We start from the raw sequence: 20,340 nt of genomic DNA on the forward strand, positions 1-20,340 counted from the left end.
GAGTCCATATAAATATAGAACTCAGGTTGCTTAGTTGTGTTTTTTGAATACTGTCTACTTGACAGGGGTCACTTCAAAGGGGGCTTGTTTTATTTTATAGTCGTAAAAACTCGGGCTCCGTCGTACCAGCACCATCGATGTAATAAATTGTGTCGGGATTGATTTTTATTAATACGTAATTAGGGTCTTCAGGACCAAGTAACCAGCGTTTTAAGCTATTATTCCAAAACTTGTTTTTTAATGTGGAGTCTTCCTCGATGGAGGCTAAGCCTTCAACTTCAATATAATCTTCATCTAATTTTTTTCCTTCACGTCCAAGTAGTACATGTACATTTGGATTGTTTTCGATATCTGTTATCTTTTTTGATTTCCGATCTGTTGCAACATATAACACAAAATCTTCGTGGAAAAACATCATAAAGGTACTATGAGGTTTATTTTCACGTACAGTAGATAATACACCAGTTCGTTGACCGCAAATAATAGTTTCAATTTTTTCTTTTAAATGCATGCTTTTAACCCCTGTTCATAATTTATTGTTTTCTCCGTTTAAACAAGATAATTTAAATATCTTTTATACTGTTTTCTTCAATCCGATTTTTTAAACGTAATTGTGATGAAATCGGACAAGTTAGGAGAAGAATAATAATAATATCGAGGAGAAATACATACGATGGAAGGATGAAAAGCATGTTTAATAAAATATTTCTTATAGTAGCGCTAATCGGGGTACCACTTTCTGTACTTGGAAAAATGCTTCATTGGCCTCAAACAATTATGTTCGCTGTGTATTGCATTACTATTATCGCCTTAGCGGGTTTTATGGGGAGAGCGACAGAAAGTTTGGCAATTGTCTCTGGACCTAGAATAGGCGGATTATTAAATGCTACTTTTGGTAATGCTGTTGAACTAATTATTTCGATTTTTGCACTTCAGGCGGGATTAATTGAGGTTGTATTAGCCTCTTTAACGGGTTCTGTACTTGGGAATTTATTATTAGTAGGAGGGCTATCCTTCTTTATAGGAGGGCTTAAATACAAAAGACAAAGTTTTAATGTATATGATGCAAGGCATAATTCAGCTTTATTAATCTTTGCGGTAGTAGTAGCTTTTGTTATTCCAGAGATTTTTTCAATGAAGATGGATGCTGGAAAGACGTATCAATTAAGTATCGGTGTTTCTATCATTATGATTATTATGTACCTTGCTGCACTGCTATTTAAGCTCGTTACGCATCGTGGTGTATATCAACATAAAACGGATGAAGTAGCTCATGAGGAAGAACCAGAGTGGTCGAAAGGTAAAGCGCTACTCATTTTAGCAATAGCGACAATTGCGGTAGCTTATGTGTCAGAGGCGCTTGTGCATACATTTGAGACAGTTGCAAAGTCATTTGGTTGGTCAGAGTTATTTATAGGGGTTATTATCGTTGCAATTGTTGGGAATGCAGCGGAACATGCATCTGCAATTATTATGGCGTATAAAAATAAAGTAAATATTGCAGTTGAAATTGCAGTCGGTTCTACGTTGCAAATTGCCATGTTTGTTGCTCCTGCATTAGTACTGCTTTCTATGTTCTTTGCACAAAGGATGCCTTTAGTATTTACAATACCAGAACTTGTTTCTATGATTACAGCTGTTTTCTTAACGATTGCGATTTCAAATGATGGAGATACAAATTGGTTTGAAGGCGGTACTTTATTAGCGGCGTATGTCATTATGGGAATTGGTTTTTATTTATTATGAAAAATAGGCATAACAATTGTATTGAGAGAAAACAATAAAAAAAGTAGTATATATACCTTTACGTAGGAAGGAGCCAGACAGGTGAAACGAGTATACAGCATATGTCTTTCAACTATGGTCTCGTTTATTCTATTATTTCCTAACATGAGTTTTGCAAAGACAACGGTAGAAACAAAAATGCCTTCATCTGTTTTAAATATTTCTAAAGACAATACGTTTCCAAATGATGCGCAAGATTTGCCGCGTTTACAGCCGAGTAAGTTTGCTCAAGAACTATTGAAAACAGCAAATATTAAAATTGAAAATCCGGACTTAATTCGAATGTTTAATGAAACGACAATTTCGAATGCGCCGCTTGCGGTAGGGTACCGAGCGAAGATTTATTTAGGTCAATGGGCTTTGAATTATGAATCGGTTGATACATCGATTAATTGGGAATATAAACAAGTAAATCGCAATGTGTACGATAATCGCGGAGGAGATCGCTTATATCCGTTACGCTATAAGCAAGAAACGCAAAAGACGGTTGAAGGCGATTTAACAGCAGATATGAAAGATGCCACAGATGTGAAAAAAATGATGCTTCTCAAAGCACTTGAAAAAGTACAATTGCCACTTTCATTTAAAACGACCATTGGTTATGGTACAGGACATGAGCGTGTGTATAATATTAGCCCGAGTCAACTTGGATATTTATATGCTTATACGCCGGCAGTAAATGAAAAAGGAAAAGTGACGTTTGGAGAAGTATACCTTGTATTAAAAGGAAATCAAAAAAGGCTTGTTGTAAAAAATATTACCTCACAAGGAATTGGGGCTGCTATTCCAATTCATGATCATTTATATTTTAAATTCATATCTTCTTCTCACTCGCAATAATATGAAAAAACGTCAGCTTATAAGCTGACGTTTTTATTTAGAATGTAATATTTGCTGTTTTTGATAAGAAATCTTCTGTTGGATAGTAGCTGTTTTTTACAAGAACATTCGGTCCGAGGCATTTAACAGCAGGACAGTGACAGCTTAATGATTGTGCTGTTTTTGAAGCACTCCATTTGTCATACGCTTCTTGTAGTGTGTTTGTTTGTACGTTACCTAGAAGAGGAACGTCACCGAAATCAGTTACAATAATATTTCCATCGAAAATGTTAACGTTTAAACGAGAACGGCCATCGGGATCGTTACGAACTGTTACATTTTTGCTTTCTTGTAATTTCTTAAATGTGGCGATGTCTCGCTCGTCATCGCTACAAGCGTAGAAAGGTAAAGTCCCAAATAACATCCATACATTTTCATCGCGAATTTCTAGTAAATGCTCAATGGCATCACGAATTTCAGCTTTTGTTAAAATTTCTAGATTACTCGCGAAGTCACTTGGATACATCGGATGTACTTCATGACGTTTACAGCCCATTTCTTCAACAATTTGACGATGAATATGTTCCATATGTGGTAGAGTTCTTTTATTCAGCATCGTTTCGGCTGATACGAGTACACCGGCATCTGATAGAGCTTTACTATTTGTAATCATTCGTTCAAATAGTTTTGCACGTTGTTCATAAGTAGGTTTACGTTCCATCATTGCAAATCCACCTTCAACGAAGTCATCAATTGTTCCCCAGTTATGAGATATATGCAATACGTCTAAATACGGAATAATTTGTTCGTAACGTGCTAAATCTATAGTTAAGTTTGAGTTGATTTGAGTGCGAACGCCTCGTTCATGGGCGTATTTTAAGAGTGGTGTTACATAGTTGTCGACGGATTTCTTTGAAAGCATTGGTTCTCCGCCAGTAATACTTAAAGAACGTAAATGAGGAATCTCATCTAATCTTTTTAATAAAAGCTCCATCGGAAGCGGATTTGGATCTTTCGGCTGTAATGTGTAACCAACAGCACAATGCTCGCAACGCATATTGCATAACGTTGTCGTTGTAAACTCAACGTTTGTTAATAGTAGTTTGCCGTACTCTTCAAGGTCCATATACGCTTCCCATGGATCGTAAGAAGGAGTAATCGGCTTCATTTTTTGTGATATCGTCATATGAAATACTCCTTTGACTATTGAAATAACAATTTGTCCATTCTCTATAATAGAAGAATATGTACTTTTTATAAAGTGAAACTTTTTTGTGAAAAAAGAGAGAGGGCTTACATTTGAATGAATGACTGGGACAAAATTGATGAAATTTCATGCCCATAGCAATCATTTTTGCGGTATAATAAAAGCAACTCGAATTAAAAGGAGAGTGCCTTCATGGGAAAAGCAATTGAAGATAAAGATTCACAACTAGTATATTTAAAAGAACGTTTAAATATGTTCATTGAAGTAATTGATACAATTGAACCTGAAGAAGTAGAGTTAGAAGATGTAGATCGTCTTCTTGCGATGTTAGATGAATTAGAATTAAAATGTGAGCAATTTAAAAAAGACGAATAATATATTAAAAAGGCTGCCAATGCAAAATTGGCAGCCTTTTTCTGTATGGATAATAGAAGGACGGTAGAAAAAAAGGTATAATCAAGTTGTGAAAAATTTCATTTATGCTTTAATAGCGTGAAACAAATAAAAAGCTGAAGAGCATAAAAATGGAATTTTCAGCTCATAACGTTTTGGTAGCGTTCACAATTGAGGGGGAAGTAACAATGGAAAAGCTTCAAGAAAGCATGTATCAACTAATTGTTGAAACGTCAACGAACTTACCGAAAGATGTTCGTCGTGCGATTCAACAAGCGAAAGAACGAGAAAATTCAGGGACTCGTTCTGCGATGGCACTTGGCACAATTACGAATAATATTAAAATGGCTGATGATAACATCTCGCCAATTTGCCAAGATACAGGGATGCCAACGTTTAAAATTTATACACCAGTTGGTGTGAATCAATTAAAGTTGAAGGAAGCTATCTATAATGCGCTTGAGCGGGCGACAAAAGATGGTAAACTTCGTCCTAATTCTGTTGATTCTCTTTTTGGAGACAATAGTGGAAATAATTTAGGACCAGGTACACCGGTTATTAAGTTTGAACAATGGGAAAAAGATTATATTGATGCACGCTTAATTCTAAAGGGTGGTGGCTGTGAGAATAAAAATATTCAGTATAGCTTACCGTGTGAATTAGAAGGACTTGGACGCGCTGGCCGTGATTTAGAAGGAATTCGTAAATGCCTTCTTCATGCTGTATATCAAGCGCAAGGTCAAGGCTGTAGTGCAGGTGTAATTGGTGTTGGTATCGGGGGAGACCGCACATCAGGTTACGAATTAGCAAAAAATCAATTATTCCGTACATTAGATGATGTCAATCCAGTACCAGAGTTACAAAAACTTGAAGAGTACGTATTAGAAAATGCGAATAAGCTTGGCATTGGTACGATGGGATTTGGCGGAGAAACAACTTTACTTGGTTGTAAAATTGGCGTGTATAATCGTCTGCCAGCTAGTTTCTACGTATCTGTTGCGTATAATTGCTGGGCATATCGCCGCCTTGGCGTAACAATCCATCCTGAAACAGGTGAAATTATGGATTGGCTATATCAAGAAGGTGAGGATACACTTCAGCAAGAAGCGCAAGAAAAAACAGAGCAACGTGAGATTGTATTACAAGCACCAATTACAGAAGAGCAAATTCGTGAACTTCGCGTTGGTGATGTTGTAACAATTAATGGCATGATGTATACAGGTCGTGACGCAATCCATAAGCATTTAATGGATAACGATTGTCCAGTAGATTTAAAAGGACAAGTTATTTATCACTGTGGTCCAGTTGTCGTGAAAGATGAAAATGAAAACTGGCAAATTAAAGCGGCAGGTCCAACGACAAGTATTCGTGAAGAACCGTACCAAGGTGATATTATGAAGAAATTCGGTATTCGCGCTGTCATTGGAAAAGGTGGTATGGGTGCAAAAACATTAGCGGCTTTAGAAGAGCACGGTGGTGTATATTTAAATGCAATTGGCGGTGCAGCGCAATATTATGCTGAATGTATTAAAGAAGTAAAAGATGTTGATTTCTTACAATTTGGTATTCCAGAGGCGATGTGGCATTTACGTATCGAAGGATTTAAAGCAGTTGTAACGATGGATTCTCATGGTAATAGCTTACATGCAGATGTTGATAAAACATCACTTGAAAAATTAGCTAGCTTTAAAGAGCCAGTATTTAAGTAAACAAAAATGCATCTCGAATGATTCGAGATGCATTTTTTTGGTATATATAGAAAAACATGTTCAGCATGAAAGAATGCACGGCAACAGAAACTACAAGTACGATTATATATGGAAAGGAGACTATTTATGAAATATAAATGGTTATATATCGGTCTCATTTTTTCAATTATGATGGCACTTGTTCCAGTTTCAGCATTAGCTTATACAAATACTCCACATAACTGGGGAATCCCGCGTCCTAAAAATGAAACAGTACCAGATGCAGGAAAGTTATACACAGATTTATTACAAAAAAATGGTGGGTTTTATTTAGGGGATACAAAGAAAAAAGATATTTATTTAACATTCGATAATGGTTACGAGAATGGATACACAGGGAAAATCTTAGATGTATTAAAAGAGAAAAAAGTACCGGCAACTTTCTTTGTAACGGGTCATTATATTAAAACACAAAAAGATTTGTTATTAAGAATGAAGGATGAAGGACATATTATTGGAAACCATTCGTGGAGTCATCCTGATTTTACAACGGTAAATGATGCGAAACTTCGTGAAGAATTAACGAGTGTAACGGAAGAGATTAAAAAAGTAACGGGGCAAAAAGAAGTAAAATATGTACGTCCGCCGCGCGGCGTATTTAGTGAAAGAACATTGGCTCTTACGAAAGAAATGGGCTATTATAATGTATTTTGGTCACTTGCATTTTTGGATTGGAAAGTGGACGAGCAAAGAGGATGGCAATATGCACATAATAATGTAATGACGATGATTCATCCAGGATCTGTTTTATTACTTCATGCAATATCAAAAGATAATGCAGAAGCACTTGCGAAAATCATTGATGATTTGCGCGAGAAAGGGTATCATTTTAAAAGTCTAGATGACTTAGTAAAAAGCAATCAACCGTAAGCATGTATGCTTGCGGTTTTCTCATGCTATAATGATGTGTAAAAAGGATGGGGAAACGTATGTGGAGCGAACATGTTACGTTAGAGTATCCGTATCATTTTGAAGAAGTATTAAAACGTTTATCTTTTGATCCTCTTAACGTCATTCAATTAGATGAGAAAGTCCTTTATGTCCCGCTTTGTATAGACGAGGAACAGATTGTTGTTCGCTTGCAAGGGATTGGTACTGTTCAAAATCCACAGTTTTGGATCTCTAGTCAGGCAGGAGATCAAGAGAAAGTCATGAAACGAATGAGGGCCATTTTTCATTGGAATGAACCGTTTCAAGATATACAAAATCATTTTTTAAACACATCATTACGTCCACTATTTGAAACATATGCTTATACTCCAATTATTTTAGAGTTTGATTATTTTGCTTGTCTTCTTCGCTGTATCATTCATCAACAAATAAATTTGAAATTTGCTACTGTGTTAACAGAACAGTTTGTGAAACGATATGGAACAGAGAAGAACGGTGTATTCTTTTTCCCCACTCCAGAAATAGTAGCAAATATTTCAATAGAAGAATTGAGAGAGCAGAAGTTTAGTCAGCGAAAGGCTGAATATATAGTAGGGTTAGGTCGAAGTATTGTCAGCGGTACATTAAATTTAGCGAGTATAGAAACCAGGGCGGATGAAGAGGTTTCCGCACAATTGTTACCAATTAGGGGGATTGGTACATGGACAGTGCAAAATTTTTTAATGTTTGGGCTTGGACGGAAAAATATGTTTCCGAAAGCGGACATTGGGATTCAGCGTGCAGTGCAAGGTGTATTTCAATTAGCTGATAAACCTGATGATGCATTTTTAGAAAAAGTGAAACAAGAGTGTGAACCATACTGCAGTTATGCAGCGTTATATTTATGGAAAAGTATAGAGTAGAGGTGTAATAATGATACAAAAGCAACATGAGAGTAAGTTGGAAGTTGGTCAAACGTTTCCTGTGACAATTAAACGTCTTGGGATTAACGGAGAAGGCGTTGGTTATTTTAAGAGACAAGTTGTTTTCATTCCAGGGGCATTACCAGGAGAAGAAGTTGTTGCTGAAACAACGAAAATTCAGCGTGGCTTCGCTGAAGCGAAAGTGAAAAAAGTTCGTAAAGCTTCACCACATCGTGTGAAAGCACCATGTCCGGTATATGAAGAGTGTGGCGGTTGTCAGCTGCAACATTTAGATTATAAAGAACAATTAAATCAAAAGCGTGATATCGTTGTACAAGCATTCGAGAAGTATATGAACAACAGTTTGGAAGAAAAAATTCGTCCAACGCTTGGTATGGAAAACCCATGGCATTATCGTAATAAGAGTCAATTACAAGTGGGACGTAAAGACGAAAAGGTTATTACAGGGCTGTATAAGCAAAACTCACATCAGTTAATTGATATTGCTCACTGTATGATTCAACATAAAGCAACGAATGAAGCGACAAAAGTTGTAAGACGTATATTAGAAAAATTAAATGTTTCTATTTACAATGAGAAAAAACAAAAGGGTTTAGTACGCACAATTGTGACACGTACTGCAGTTCAAACAGGGGAAGTACAAGTTACACTTATTACAACAAAAGAAGAATTACCAAATAAAGATCAATTTATCGCAGAAGTACAAAAACAGATGCCAGCTGTTAGATCAATTATGCAAAACGTAAACTGGCGTAAAACATCTGTTATTTTCGGTGATAAAACATTTAAATTAGCTGGAAAAGAAGTAATTCAAGAAACACTAGGTGATTTATCATTTGAATTATCAGCACGTGCATTCTTCCAGTTAAATCCAGAACAAACAGTTGTTTTATACGATGAAGCGAAAAAAGCAGCTGCTTTAACAGGCGATGAGAAAATTGTAGATGCTTATTGTGGTGTTGGTACAATCGGTCTTTGGCTTGCAAATGATGCAGCGGAAGTACGTGGTATGGATGTAATTCCAGAAGCGATTGAAGATGCAAGAAAAAATGCGAAGCGTCACGGATTTACAAATACGAAATATGAAGCAGGTAAAGCTGAACAATGGTTACCGAAATGGGTAAAAGAAGGATGGCGTCCAGATGTAATTGTTGTCGATCCACCTCGTACAGGTTGCGATGATAAATTACTGGAAACAATTTTAAAAGTGAAACCAAAACAAGTTGTTTACGTATCTTGTAATCCTTCTTCATTAGCACGTGATGTACAAGCATTAATGAAGAGTTATGAAGTGGAATATGTACAACCAGTTGATATGTTCCCACATACAGCCCATGTAGAAAATGTAGTGAAGCTTGTTAGAAAGTAAAGTTTATTCATATTCCCTCACGATATGAGGGAATATTTTCTATGAAGGAGAGTAAAATGAATAATTATAAATTAACGATTCAGTACGATGGTGCACGTTTTAAAGGATGGCAACGTCTCGGTAATAACGATAATACAATTCAAGGAAAAATCGAGAGTGTCATATCTGAAATGATCGGAAAAGAAATTGAAATTATCGGTTGTAGTAGAACAGATGCGGGTGTACATGCTTTGAATCAAGTTGCTAACTTTCAAAGTGATGAGAAGTTAGTGGAACATAAAGTGAAAAAATATTTAAATCAATATTTACCCAACGATATTAGCATTACGAATGTAGAAGAAGTACAAGAACGCTTCCATGCTCGTTACAATTCTAAAGCAAAAACATATCTTTATAAAATTTGGAATGAAGAGCATACAAATCCATTTATGCGTAAATACAGCATGCATGTGAATAAAAAATTAAATGTGAAAAGCATGAAAGAAGCTGCGAAACATTTAGTTGGTTCACATGACTTTACTGCTTTTTCAAATGCGAAATCAAAGAAAAAGTCTATGGTTCGAGAAGTATATACACTTGAAGTGATGGAAGAAGCAGGATTTGTACAAATTAGAGTAAGTGGTAACGGATTCCTTCATAACATGGTACGAAAAATTGTTGGAGCATTAATTGAAGTTGGATTAGGACAATTAGATGCGGACGCAATCCCAAATATTTTAGAGGAAAAACAACGTAATCAAATTAATTGCCTTGCTGAGGCGAGTGGATTGTATTTGGAGAATGTTGAATTTTAATAAACAATAAAAAAATCGAGCTGTGTAAGCTCGATTTTTTTATTGTTTTGGCATTAAGAAGATTTTTCTTTCTTCATACGTATCTTCAAATTCCAAAAAGCAGCAAGCATAATAGCTGCAAAGGAGCCGCTAATTGTTGCTAATAGTTTTGCATAAGGATAAGCATTCATATCAACTAGTAACATCATACATACAAGGGTAGGGAAGAAGGCTAAGTATTGTAATAACTTTAATTTGTTATCATTACTCATATATATCGTTCCTTTCTAGTATGTTATATGTTTATTTCGGCATATTTTACCAATTTTTATTTGCGCTTGGAAGCGGATTCATCCTACATTTGATTAAAGTTTCATTTCATATGTGTAAATGCAATTTTTTAATTCGATATTGTAAGTTTTGCCTACTTAATCCTAAAAACTTTGCAGCCTGTGAGATATTACCGTGATACTCTGTCAGAATTTGATTGATGTAGTTCTTCTCCATTGTCTCTATTGTGTGCTTTAACGTTTTAGGTGCATCATCCTCGTTATTAGTTAGGGAAGGTTGCATATTGAATTCTTTTTTTATTTGTTCACGAAAGCGAGTGGGAAGATGAAACGCTGTAATGATATTTTCATCTTCAACTAAATTCATCGAACCTTCAATGATATGTTCCAATTCTCGTACGTTTCCAGGCCAATCATATGCATACAAGAATTCTCTTACATGTACATCTAGATCCGTTACGCCAAGTCCAAATTGAATGTTGTACTTTTCGATAAAGTGCTGCACAAGATCAGGAATATCTTCTTTTCGTTCACGTAAAGGCGGGAGACATAAAGTAACGACGCTTAATCGGTAATATAAGTCTTCCCGTAATCGATTATGTGTAATAGCTTCAAGAGGATCTTCATTAATAGTTGCTATAATACGAACATCAATTTCTTTTTCTTGTGTGCCTCCGATTCTTCGTATTGTTTTTTCTTGTATAGCTCGCAGTAACTTCGCTTGAAGTGCTGGACTTAATGAGTTGATCTCATCTAATAACAAAGTTCCTCCGTTTGCTTCTTCAAATAAACCAGCTTTATCGATAGCTCCTGTAAATGCACCTCGGTTCGTACCAAATAATAAGCTTTCCATGAGTGTATCAGGTATAGCGGCACAGTTTTGTGAAATAAATGGTTTTGTTGAACGTTGACTTTCATTATGGATACTTTGTGCAAATAGTTCTTTACCGGTCCCTGTTTCTCCTACGAGAAGTATGGAGGAGGATGTACGAATTACTCTCTTTGCTTCTGTAATGACAGATTGAATAGCATTAGAATCACCGATTATGTGATCAAAGGTAAACTTATTATTTTGTTTTCGAGAAAGGTTCGTTTTCATTGTTTGTTTGAAATGGCTAATCTCTGTTGAAATTTCAATAGCGCCTTTAATTTTTCCGTTTTCTATTATAGGGAAAGTATTGTTAATTGTTGTAATTTCTTGCCCTTTATTGTTAAAATACGTTTGTTTTATATTTTTGTTTGTTTTTCCTAATTTTAATGCCTCTATTAGAGTACTATTTTTATTTTCTTCAAATGCGAATACTTCTAAAGGACTTTTATATAGCACATCTGAGCGTTCCATTGATTCAATTTCCATCATTTTGCGGTTATAGATAATCGTTTTACTTTCCTCATTAATAATATGAATCCCGATATCGAGCTCATTGAGTAAAGTTTCATATAGCATATTCATTTCAATGATCTGTTTAAAATTAATTTCTTCTGTACGCATAGATTATCTTCTCCTCATTTCACCCTATGAAGACTGACTTTTTATAATTTTATTAAAATTCTTATAAAATCGCAAAATTTTTTTGCTATTTTCCCTTTAAAACTTCTCAAATGATAGAAAAATTTTGCGGTTATGAAGATTTTTTTTTGAGAAACCTTCATTTTAAATAGGAATTGGAGATTGGTACGCATTTTGCATAAATAATAGTTGAAATCTCTAAAGGAGGGATATGCAACGTTTCAGTACCGATTAATAAGAAGGAGGAGTTTATAAAGTGAAGATGGTTATAGAAGGCGTGTATAGTCCTTGTTACGGGAAAGTAGAGAAGTTATTTGTTACGGAAAGTTCTTACGTATACGAGTGGGAGAAATTAGCGTTAATTGAAACAATAGATAAACAGAAAGTAGAAATTAAAGTAGGAATCAGTGGATATATCGAATCATTAGAAGTAGTAGAAGGACAAGCTATCGCTGATAAAAAGTTATTAATAACAGTGAGGGATGATCTTTTAATAACAGGTAGTGATTAATACTATGTATTTTGCTCTTTTCAATAATTATTCTTATTATGGACAATTTTAAAAACGCTTACATGAAATGGGTTTCCAAAGGGAAGAGGGGGGAATTATATGATGGACCAAAACCAAGGGTTAAAAAGGGAATTGAAAAGCAGGCACATATTTATGATTGCACTTGGAGGAGTTATTGGTACCGGTCTTTTTTTAGGATCTGGGTATACAATCCATGAGGCTGGGCCTGGAGGAGCGATTGTAGCGTATCTTGTTGGAGGATTTGTTATGTATTTAACGATGCTCTGTCTCGGAGAGTTAGCTGTTGCGATGCCTGACGCAGGATCTTATCAAACGTATGCTACAAAGCACATTTCCCCTGCAGCGGGTTATGTAGTCGGCTGGATGTCATGGCTAAACTGGTCTGCTACGATAGGTATTGAACTGATTGCAGTTAGTATTTTAATGAAACGATGGTTTCCTGATGTACCGTCATGGATTTGGTGTGTAGCGTTTGCGGTGCTTCTCTTTGCTATCAATGCGTTATCTTCAAGAAGTTTTGCAGAAGTTGAATTTTGGTTTGCAAGTATTAAAGTAATTACAATCATTGCATTTATTATTTTAGGCGGGGCAGCAATGTTTGGTTTTCTAGATATGAAAGGAAATGAACCAGCACCGATGTTCTCTAGCTTTACTGATTATGGTGGGTTGTTTCCAAATGGATTATCAGCCATTTTAATTACGATGATTGCAGTTAATTTTTCCTTCCAAGGAACGGAACTAGTTGGTATTGCAGCTGGAGAGAGTGAAAATCCAGAGAAAACGATTCCGAAGGCAATTAATAATACAGTTTGGCGTATACTTGTGTTCTTTGTATTATCTATTTTCATTCTTGCAGGCTTATTCCCTTGGCAGCAAGCAGGAGTGATAGAAAGTCCATTCGTAGTTGTATTTGATAAAATTGGTATTCCTTATGCAGCCGATATTATAAATTTCGTTATTATTACAGCGGTTCTATCCGTTGCGAATTCAGGATTATATGCAACTTCTCGTATGCTATGGTCTATGTCTAATCAAGGAATGATTAGTCCAATTTTCGGTAAGTTATCTAAAAATGGTGTTCCTATTTATGCATTGATTGTAAGTACAATTGTAGGTTGCCTTTCATTACTATCAGGTATTTATGCGGAAGATACAGTTTATTTATGGCTACTTTCTATTGCCGGGTTCGGGGCAATATTAGTTTGGGCATCTATCGCTCTATCTAACTTATTGGCTAGAAGGTCATACATTAAGCAGGGCGGGGATGTAAAGGACTTGAAATTTAAAACACCGCTGTATCCATTCGTACCACTGCTTGCGTTAGTATTAAATGTAACAGTAATTGTTGGTATGGCTTTTATTCCAGAACAAAGAATGGCATTATATTGTGGTATTCCATTTATGATTGTTTGTTTACTGTTTTACCGTGCGACAAGAAATAAGGCACGTAAGGTAGAACATATTGAAAAAACGAATACAACAGAGGCAGAAAGTTTGTAAATATATTAGAAACTTATGCTAAAAAAAGAGACTGTAAAATTGTAAACAGTCTCTTTTTTTGTGACAATAAAGCTGGAAACATACTATGTATGCAAAGGGGAATTAGCGATGAATCAAGAAGTTTCACAGCTATTAGAACAGATTGATTTACGAAAAGATGAGTTACTAGAGCTTACAAAGACTTTAATTCGTTTTGAAACACCAGCACCGCCGGCGAGAAACACAAATGAGGCGCAAGAATTTGTTGCAGGTTTTCTAAGAAAACGAAATTTTAGTGTTGATAAATGGGATGTATATCCGAATGACCCGAACGTTGTTGGGGTAAGAAAAGGGCTAGAAAGTGACACACATAAAAGTCTTATTATTAATGGACATGTGGATGTAGCTGAAGTATCAGCAGATGAAGCGTGGGAAACCAATCCGTTTGAGCCATTTATAAAAGATGGTTGGTTAGTTGGACGTGGTGCGGCGGATATGAAAGGAGGACTGGCTGGAGCACTATTTGCTATTCAACTTTTACAAGAAGCTGGCATTGAATTACCTGGAGATTTAATCTTTCAATCAGTAATTGGGGAAGAAGTTGGAGAAGCAGGTACACTTCAATGCTGCAAAAGAGGTTATGATGCTGATTTTGCAGTCGTAGTGGATACAAGTGATTTACATATGCAAGGACAGGGCGGCGTAATTACTGGATGGATTACTGTGAAAAGCCCCCAGACGTTTCATGATGCAACACGCAGGCAAATGATTCATGCTGGAGGACGTTTATTCGGAGCGAGTGCGATTGAAAAAATGATGAAAATTGTGCAAAGTTTACAAGAATTAGAGCGTCATTGGGCAGTTATGAAAACATATGAAGGTTATCCATCTGGAACAACAACAATTAACCCAGCTGTTATTGAAGGCGGACGGCATGCAGCGTTTATTGCGGATGAGTGCCGGTTATGGATAACGGTGCACTTCTATCCGAATGAAACACATGAACAAATAATAAAAGAAATTGAAGAGTATATTGAGAAAGTAGCGGCTGCTGATCCATGGTTAAGTGAAAATCCACCACAATTTAAGTGGGGCGGAGAATCAATGATTGTGGATCGTGGCGAAATTTTCCCTTCTTTAGAAGTAGATAGTGAACATGCAGCAGTAAAAACTCTTAGCTCAGTACACGAATCAATTCTATCTAAAAATGCAATTTTAGATATGTCTGCAACGGTAACGGATGGTGGTTGGTTTAGTGAATTTCATATTCCAGCTGTTATTTACGGACCAGGTACATTAGAAGAAGCTCATTCAATAAATGAGAAAGTTGAAGTAGAACAGTTAATTGAATTTACAAAAGTAATAACAGCATTTATATATGAATGGTGTCACACGAAAAAATAGATTAGTGTGTTGAAATCGTACAGGTATGTATACTTGTACGACTTTTTAGTGAACTATTTCAGAGTTGAACAGAAACAACTGAAATAGTTCTTTATTTTTCTATGTTTTTCGTTTTAGTTCGATTAATTTTTCTTTCGCTAATTCAACAGCAATTGCATCATCTAAATAGCCAATTGGAAAGAGATAGTCGGGAATAATATCTGTCGATAAAATGAAATACAGTAATGCGCCTCCAAGAACTGCACGCTCTTCTTTTGAGATAGTTTCATTGCAAAATTGTTGATACATATCGGTTAATTGTTCAATAAAAGGACCAGCGCTATCAATTTGTTCTAATTTACTCGCGAAACTTTCATGAATACGTTTTTCACCTTCTGTTGTCTGAGCATAGCGTTCATAGTTTTCAAGTTCTTGTTTTACGCGAGTTGTTGTATAGTCGAAATCGAATAAGTTAGAGGATTGTAGCGTTTGCTGAATTGTATCAAGAGATGTGTACATATCCGTCTTTTCTTTATTAATGTGAGGAGAATCAGGATACATTTCATCAAATAACAATTGGGGTGGAACTTGCAAACACTCTGCAAATTTTTGTAGATGTTTTTGTTTTGGCGGTTGTTTACCATTCATAATTCTTGAGATTGTTGCGGGATCAATATTTGTATGCATTCCTAATTGACGCATGGATAAGGCACGTTCTTTTAAAAGTTTTTTTATTAATGTACTAAGCCGCTCATTTGGGTTTTCTTTAGGCATAGTGAAGGCACTCCTTTTTTATTGTTGAAAAAATGTTGAGCATTTCTTACATGTATATGAAACAGACAGGCACAGTTGCTCAACATTTTCATAATATGCATTGAAAAGTGAGAAAAAGGGGTGGCTATTTATGAGTACGGCAGGTCTATTTTCAATTTTTTTAATCGGTATTGCTTCTAATTTAGATAATGCAGGTGTTGGGATTGCATATGGCATTCGTAAAATTCGAATTTCGTGGCTTAACAATTTTATCATCGCATTTTTTGGTTTTTTATTTACTTTATTAGCTGGCTTTTTTGGGAACTGGATAGCGTTATTTATTTCAGAGTTTACTGCAAACCTAATTGGAGCAATCGTTTTAGGTATAATCGGTGTGTTTATTTTGTGCCAGCCTTTCTTGGGGCAAAGAAATACTGTAGGTTCTAAAGATGGTAATGTACTTATGGGAATTTTACGTGATCCAGAAAAAGCAGATTTTGATGGTTCTAAAACAATTAGTTTTTCAGAAGCAATTGTTTTAGGGGTTGCGTTGTCTATTAATAATATTGCAGGTGGATTTGACGCGGGGGTAACAAACTTGAATCTGTGGCTTACAGCAACTATTTCTGGGGTGTTTAGTTTTATTTGTATTAGTGGTTTTGCTTATGTAGGAAAACGATTTTTAGCAGAATACTTAGGGAAATGGGCTACTGTTATTGCGGGCGTGCTATTAATTCTTATTGGGATCGATCAGTTGTTGTAAGGAGAACAGAAAACAATGTTCGAGTATTTCCTTGGAAATACGGCAAAGGATTGCATATGTCGACGTACTTTTCCCCATACTAATACGGATTTCTTTTAAAGAAAGGGGGATTCGTATGGGACGCGGAAAAGCATTTGATCATAAGAAAAAAGGGCATGACCATCAACCGCCTAAAGGTGCGTTCATTCATAAAGATGTAAATGAACATACTTTAGAAGAGGAAGAACTACCAGTAAATATTGAAACGTATAAAAATAGTTTGAAAAAACATTAAAAGCACCTACATAGGTGCTTTTTCAACGTATATCTTCAATTAATTGTTCCGATTCTTCATGCATACTGTATTCACTTAACACTTGAATGCAAAGCCACTTTAATTCTTCGATAGTATGCTCCAGTTCTTCAGGAAGTACATGATGAATGTCTTCAAGTCCCATTCCGAAATGAATAAGTTCAAGTACTTGATCATCGATGTTCCGATCCATTAATAGTTCAAGCACTTCTAAATTGAATATGTATCGGTGAGCTTCATCGAGTGAAACAACTTTTAACTTCAAGCTTTCTACAATACTCAATATAAAAAGAAGAATTGTTTTTTCAAGAACAGGCTGTTTTTCCATTTGAAATATTAGTTTCATCTTTCACACCTCCACATATAGCGCTAGGTTGTACTATATTATTCAGTAGGGGGGAGCAAATATGCATGATATAGAGAAACTTTCAGTACGGTTTTTGTAAGGGTATGGATAGCTGATAAAGTTGAGGTTTTTATGCAATAAAAAAATCCCGCTAGTATAGCAGGATAACTCTGAATTAAAAAATGCTCCAACCTTCTTGAGCAGAAAGAAGTTCAAGTATTTTAAAACCAGCGATACTATTTCCGTTTGCATCTAAAGCCGGTCCGAAAATACCAATTCCCATTTCTCCTTTTACGCAGCCGAAAATGCCACCAGCTACGCCACTTTTTGCTGGAATACCAACACGAATCGCAAATTCACCAGACTCGTTATACATACCGCATGTAACCATAAATGTTTTACAGATTTTTGTAATATGTTTAGGGATAATTTGTTTTTTCTTATATGGATCATAGCCATCCATCGCAAAAATTAAGCCAATACGTGCTAAATCGATACAGTTTACTTCAACTGCACATTGACGAGTGTATAAATCCATAAGTTCTTCGATATCACAATCGATAATTCCGTTTTGTTTCATATAGTAACAAAGTGAACGGTTTAAGTAAGCTGTCTCTAATTCTGAATTGGCAACTTTAGAAGAATAATTAATAGTAGGATTATCTGTTATTTCACGTACAAAATGAAGGATACGCTCCATTTTTTCTTCATTATCTTTTCCTGTTAACATGCTTGTAATGGCTAGTGCCCCTGCATTAATCATTGGATTAAGTGGCTTAGAAGGACTTGTCGTTTCTAACTTAATAATAGAATTAAATGGATCACCAGTTGGTTCCATTCCAACTTTAGAAAATACATATTCTTCACCACGATCTAAAAGGGCAAGTGCAAGTGTAATTACTTTTGAAATACTTTGAAGAGTAAATAGTGTTTGTGAGTTGCCAGCATGGATGTATTCTGTTTCTTTATGGAAAATGGCAATCCCTAAATCATCTGGATTTGCATTTCCTAGTTCGGGGATATAAGTAGCAAGATTTCCTTTTTTTGTATATGGTTTTACTTGTTCTAACAACTGTTGTAAGTTGTTTGTTTCAATGCACTGCATAGTACCAACGCTCCTATTTCGAATTAACTACGTTTACTTTTCCCGATATGCTCGGAAATAAATAATAACATGAAAAGGTGGAATGATAAAACGAAAGTTACATGTTCTATAGTAGGTATTTCGTTTCGAGTATTCTATATTAAAAAAGGAGAATTTTCCTTTTATATAACAGTTTGGAAATAGGAGATTTATCCATATAAAATTCAAAAATAAAAACTACACATCTATACAACTATATGTTATTATGGTTATGTAAATAGAAAGCGTTTTCTAAAGCGTACTTATAATGATAACGATTTCATAAATTTGATAGGGGGAATTAAAATGTTGCAGTTTTTACAACGTATTGGTAAAGCGTTAATGCTTCCAATCGCCGTACTACCAGCAGCAGGATTATTGCTTCGTTTAGGGCAACCGGATGTATTTGATATTCCTGTTATGGCACAGGCCGGCGCAGCGGTTTTTGATAATTTAGCACTTATTTTTGCAATTGGTATTGCAATCGGTCTTTCAGTTGATGGTAGTGGTGCAGCAGGTCTTGCAGGTGCAATTGGTTATCTGGTTATGAAAAACAGTATTGATGCACTTAGTAAGGGATATTCTACTGTAGAATTACAAGATAAATTAGGTAAAGTTCAAGATTTAATAGGCAATAGCGCAAATGTAGATCCATCTAAGCTGGCAGATACAATGACACAAGTATCTAAGGCCGCCGAATTATCGACTAAAGTGGATATGAAAGTTTTAGGTGGTATTATTGTCGGCGTTATAGCAGGATTCCTTTATAATAAATTCCATAAGATTAAACTTCCAGAATGGTTAGGTTTCTTTGCTGGAAAACGTTTCGTTCCGATTGTTACATCGGTTGTGATGCTAATATTAGGAATTCTATTCGCTCAAATTTGGCCAGCAATTCAAAATGGCATCGATGCATTAGCTCATGGAATTGTTAATTTAGGTGCAGTTGGTTCAGGTCTATTTGGTTTATTAAACCGTCTATTAATTCCAATTGGTTTACACCACGTAATGAACACATACTTCTGGTTCGTATTTGGTGACTTTACAAATGCAGCAGGTAATGTTGTAAATGGTGATATTGCTCGCTTCCTTGCAGGGGATAAAACAGCAGGTATGTTTATGACTGGTTTCTTCCCAGTTATGATGTTCGGTTTACCAGCAGCATGTTTCGCAATGATTGCGGCGGCTAAGCCAGAAAAACGTAAAATGGTTACAGGTATGTTAGGTGGTCTAGCATTAACTTCATTCTTAACTGGTATTACAGAACCAATTGAATTCTCATTCATGTTCTTATCACCAGTATTATACGGTATTCATGCTGTGTTAACAGGTATTTCTTTATTTGTAACAACATCACTTGGCATTCACGATGGTTTCACATTTAGTGCCGGTGCAATTGATTACTTCTTAAACTTCGGTATTGCAACAAAACCAGTATTGCTAGCGGGAATCGGTTTAATTTACGCAGTAATTTACTTTGTAGTATTCTACTTCTTAATTAAGAAATTCGACCTAAAAACTCCTGGTCGTGAAGATGACGATGAGTTAGCTGAAGAGGATGATGCGCCAGTTGCAGGTTCAATTGGTGAAACTTACGTAGCAGCTTTAGGTGGAAAAGAGAACTTAACAGTTATTGATAACTGTGCAACACGTCTACGCTTACAAGTGAAAGATGCTGGTCAAGTAAACGAAGCAGCATTAAAACGTGCTGGTGCAAAAGGTGTTATGAAATTAAGTAACACGAGTGTCCAAGTTATCGTAGGTACAAATGTTGAATCTGTTGCCGATGATATGAAAAAACACGTATAAATAATGAGATAAGAGGATATCCCAAAAGATTGATAACATCAATTTTTTTAGAGGATATCCTCTTTTTATGTTAACAATTTAACGGGAATCTTACTTTTGTAAATTTTCTTTTTCTTTTTTATACATATAGGTTGGTAATATGTGCAGTGCGT

The 20,340-nt window shown here is 35.6% G+C and carries 22 protein-coding genes; 15 read left to right on the forward strand and 7 right to left on the reverse strand.

All coding sequences use genetic code 11. The annotated features are described in order from the left end of the window. Nucleotides 1–94: 94 nt before the first annotated feature. Nucleotides 95–511: a pyridoxamine 5'-phosphate oxidase family protein gene (locus JDS82_RS25835; protein ID WP_000550224.1), complete on the reverse strand. Its 417-nt coding sequence runs from the start codon at nucleotides 509–511 to the stop codon at nucleotides 95–97. Nucleotides 512–690: 179 nt separating this feature from the next. Between JDS82_RS25835 and cax the strand changes: the two genes are divergently transcribed. Both cax and JDS82_RS25845 read left to right on the forward strand, forming a co-directional pair. Beyond that, the gene (gene cax, locus JDS82_RS25840) at nucleotides 691–1,746 is read left to right on the forward strand and encodes a calcium/proton exchanger (RefSeq protein WP_199714150.1); all 1,056 of its coding nucleotides are present in this window, start codon (nucleotides 691–693) and stop codon (nucleotides 1,744–1,746) included. 81 nt (nucleotides 1,747–1,827) lie between these two features. Then, a complete protein-coding gene (locus JDS82_RS25845) occupies nucleotides 1,828–2,625 on the forward strand; it encodes a YfkD famly protein (protein WP_048559741.1) in 798 nt (265 codons plus the stop codon). Nucleotides 2,626–2,662: 37 nt separating this feature from the next. Here JDS82_RS25845 and yfkAB read toward each other — a convergent pair whose 3' ends face one another. After that, nucleotides 2,663–3,790, reverse strand: coding sequence for a radical SAM/CxCxxxxC motif protein YfkAB (gene yfkAB / locus JDS82_RS25850; RefSeq protein WP_048559742.1), 1,128 nt, complete (start codon nucleotides 3,788–3,790; stop codon nucleotides 2,663–2,665). A 213-nt stretch (nucleotides 3,791–4,003) separates the two neighbouring features. On the opposite strand from yfkAB, the gene JDS82_RS25855 reads away from it, so the two are divergent. From JDS82_RS25855 to truA, 6 genes are all read left to right on the forward strand, one after another. Beyond that, on the forward strand, nucleotides 4,004–4,186 hold the full coding sequence (locus JDS82_RS25855; RefSeq protein ID WP_000513547.1) for an SE1561 family protein: 183 nt from the start codon (nucleotides 4,004–4,006) through the stop codon (nucleotides 4,184–4,186). A 206-nt stretch (nucleotides 4,187–4,392) separates the two neighbouring features. After that, complete coding sequence (fumA, locus tag JDS82_RS25860) at nucleotides 4,393–5,913, forward strand: class I fumarate hydratase (protein ID WP_097815304.1); 1,521 nt, start codon at nucleotides 4,393–4,395, stop codon at nucleotides 5,911–5,913. Nucleotides 5,914–6,039: 126 nt separating this feature from the next. Continuing rightward, nucleotides 6,040–6,822, forward strand: coding sequence for a delta-lactam-biosynthetic de-N-acetylase (gene pdaA / locus JDS82_RS25865; protein ID WP_000875958.1), 783 nt, complete (start codon nucleotides 6,040–6,042; stop codon nucleotides 6,820–6,822). 59 nt (nucleotides 6,823–6,881) lie between these two features. Next, the gene (locus JDS82_RS25870; RefSeq protein ID WP_048559744.1) at nucleotides 6,882–7,745 is read left to right on the forward strand and encodes a DNA-3-methyladenine glycosylase family protein; all 864 of its coding nucleotides are present in this window, start codon (nucleotides 6,882–6,884) and stop codon (nucleotides 7,743–7,745) included. 10 nt (nucleotides 7,746–7,755) lie between these two features. After that, nucleotides 7,756–9,135 carry a 23S rRNA (uracil(1939)-C(5))-methyltransferase RlmD gene (gene rlmD / locus JDS82_RS25875; protein ID WP_088057240.1) on the forward strand — a complete coding sequence of 460 codons (1,380 nt, stop codon included), beginning with the start codon at nucleotides 7,756–7,758 and terminating at the stop codon, nucleotides 9,133–9,135. A 56-nt stretch (nucleotides 9,136–9,191) separates the two neighbouring features. After that, nucleotides 9,192–9,929, forward strand: coding sequence for a tRNA pseudouridine(38-40) synthase TruA (gene truA / locus JDS82_RS25880; protein ID WP_061672578.1), 738 nt, complete (start codon nucleotides 9,192–9,194; stop codon nucleotides 9,927–9,929). A 53-nt stretch (nucleotides 9,930–9,982) separates the two neighbouring features. On the opposite strand, the gene JDS82_RS25885 is transcribed toward truA, so the two are convergent. Then, nucleotides 9,983–10,180 carry a hypothetical protein gene (locus tag JDS82_RS25885; RefSeq protein ID WP_000063921.1) on the reverse strand — a complete coding sequence of 66 codons (198 nt, stop codon included), beginning with the start codon at nucleotides 10,178–10,180 and terminating at the stop codon, nucleotides 9,983–9,985. A gap of 106 nt (nucleotides 10,181–10,286) precedes the next feature. Next, entirely contained in the window at nucleotides 10,287–11,690 is a 1,404-nt protein-coding gene (locus JDS82_RS25890; RefSeq protein ID WP_098201038.1) for a sigma-54 interaction domain-containing protein, read from the reverse strand. Nucleotides 11,691–11,964: 274 nt separating this feature from the next. Between JDS82_RS25890 and JDS82_RS25895 the strand changes: the two genes are divergently transcribed. From JDS82_RS25895 to JDS82_RS25905, 3 genes are all read left to right on the forward strand, one after another. Beyond that, nucleotides 11,965–12,219 carry a biotin/lipoyl-containing protein gene (locus JDS82_RS25895; RefSeq protein WP_000784766.1) on the forward strand — a complete coding sequence of 85 codons (255 nt, stop codon included), beginning with the start codon at nucleotides 11,965–11,967 and terminating at the stop codon, nucleotides 12,217–12,219. Nucleotides 12,220–12,318: 99 nt separating this feature from the next. Further along, nucleotides 12,319–13,740, forward strand: a complete 1,422-nt coding sequence (locus JDS82_RS25900; RefSeq protein ID WP_000969239.1) for an amino acid permease — start codon at nucleotides 12,319–12,321, stop codon at nucleotides 13,738–13,740. A gap of 108 nt (nucleotides 13,741–13,848) precedes the next feature. Next, on the forward strand, nucleotides 13,849–15,123 hold the full coding sequence (locus JDS82_RS25905) for an acetylornithine deacetylase (protein WP_001071204.1): 1,275 nt from the start codon (nucleotides 13,849–13,851) through the stop codon (nucleotides 15,121–15,123). A gap of 99 nt (nucleotides 15,124–15,222) precedes the next feature. Here the strand turns inward: JDS82_RS25905 and JDS82_RS25910 are convergent, their stop codons facing one another. Further along, the gene (locus tag JDS82_RS25910) at nucleotides 15,223–15,876 is read right to left on the reverse strand and encodes a DUF1232 domain-containing protein (protein WP_001123723.1); all 654 of its coding nucleotides are present in this window, start codon (nucleotides 15,874–15,876) and stop codon (nucleotides 15,223–15,225) included. A 130-nt stretch (nucleotides 15,877–16,006) separates the two neighbouring features. On the opposite strand from JDS82_RS25910, the gene JDS82_RS25915 reads away from it, so the two are divergent. Beyond that, nucleotides 16,007–16,618, forward strand: a complete 612-nt coding sequence (locus tag JDS82_RS25915) for a manganese efflux pump (protein ID WP_000100745.1) — start codon at nucleotides 16,007–16,009, stop codon at nucleotides 16,616–16,618. Between the two features lie 115 nt (nucleotides 16,619–16,733). Continuing rightward, the gene (locus JDS82_RS25920) at nucleotides 16,734–16,892 is read left to right on the forward strand and encodes a hypothetical protein (protein ID WP_000532411.1); all 159 of its coding nucleotides are present in this window, start codon (nucleotides 16,734–16,736) and stop codon (nucleotides 16,890–16,892) included. A gap of 22 nt (nucleotides 16,893–16,914) precedes the next feature. Here the strand turns inward: JDS82_RS25920 and JDS82_RS25925 are convergent, their stop codons facing one another. After that, entirely contained in the window at nucleotides 16,915–17,256 is a 342-nt protein-coding gene (locus JDS82_RS25925) for a DUF3969 family protein (protein ID WP_000766602.1), read from the reverse strand. A 175-nt stretch (nucleotides 17,257–17,431) separates the two neighbouring features. Continuing rightward, nucleotides 17,432–18,361: a glutaminase A gene (gene glsA, locus JDS82_RS25930; protein ID WP_061676732.1), complete on the reverse strand. Its 930-nt coding sequence runs from the start codon at nucleotides 18,359–18,361 to the stop codon at nucleotides 17,432–17,434. 69 nt (nucleotides 18,362–18,430) lie between these two features. Here glsA and JDS82_RS30270 point away from each other — a divergent pair, with 69 nt between their 5' ends. Both JDS82_RS30270 and nagE read left to right on the forward strand, forming a co-directional pair. Continuing rightward, nucleotides 18,431–18,544: a transcriptional regulator gene (locus tag JDS82_RS30270; RefSeq protein WP_074651593.1), complete on the forward strand. Its 114-nt coding sequence runs from the start codon at nucleotides 18,431–18,433 to the stop codon at nucleotides 18,542–18,544. Nucleotides 18,545–18,685: 141 nt separating this feature from the next. Next, nucleotides 18,686–20,188: an N-acetylglucosamine-specific PTS transporter subunit IIBC gene (gene nagE, locus JDS82_RS25935; RefSeq protein WP_076542192.1), complete on the forward strand. Its 1,503-nt coding sequence runs from the start codon at nucleotides 18,686–18,688 to the stop codon at nucleotides 20,186–20,188. The last annotated feature ends 152 nt before the right edge of the window (nucleotides 20,189–20,340 follow it).

Origin of the sequence: Bacillus cereus group sp. N14, assembly GCF_016483555.1 — a bacterium.
Classification (GTDB): domain Bacteria; phylum Bacillota; class Bacilli; order Bacillales; family Bacillaceae_G; genus Bacillus_A; species Bacillus_A wiedmannii.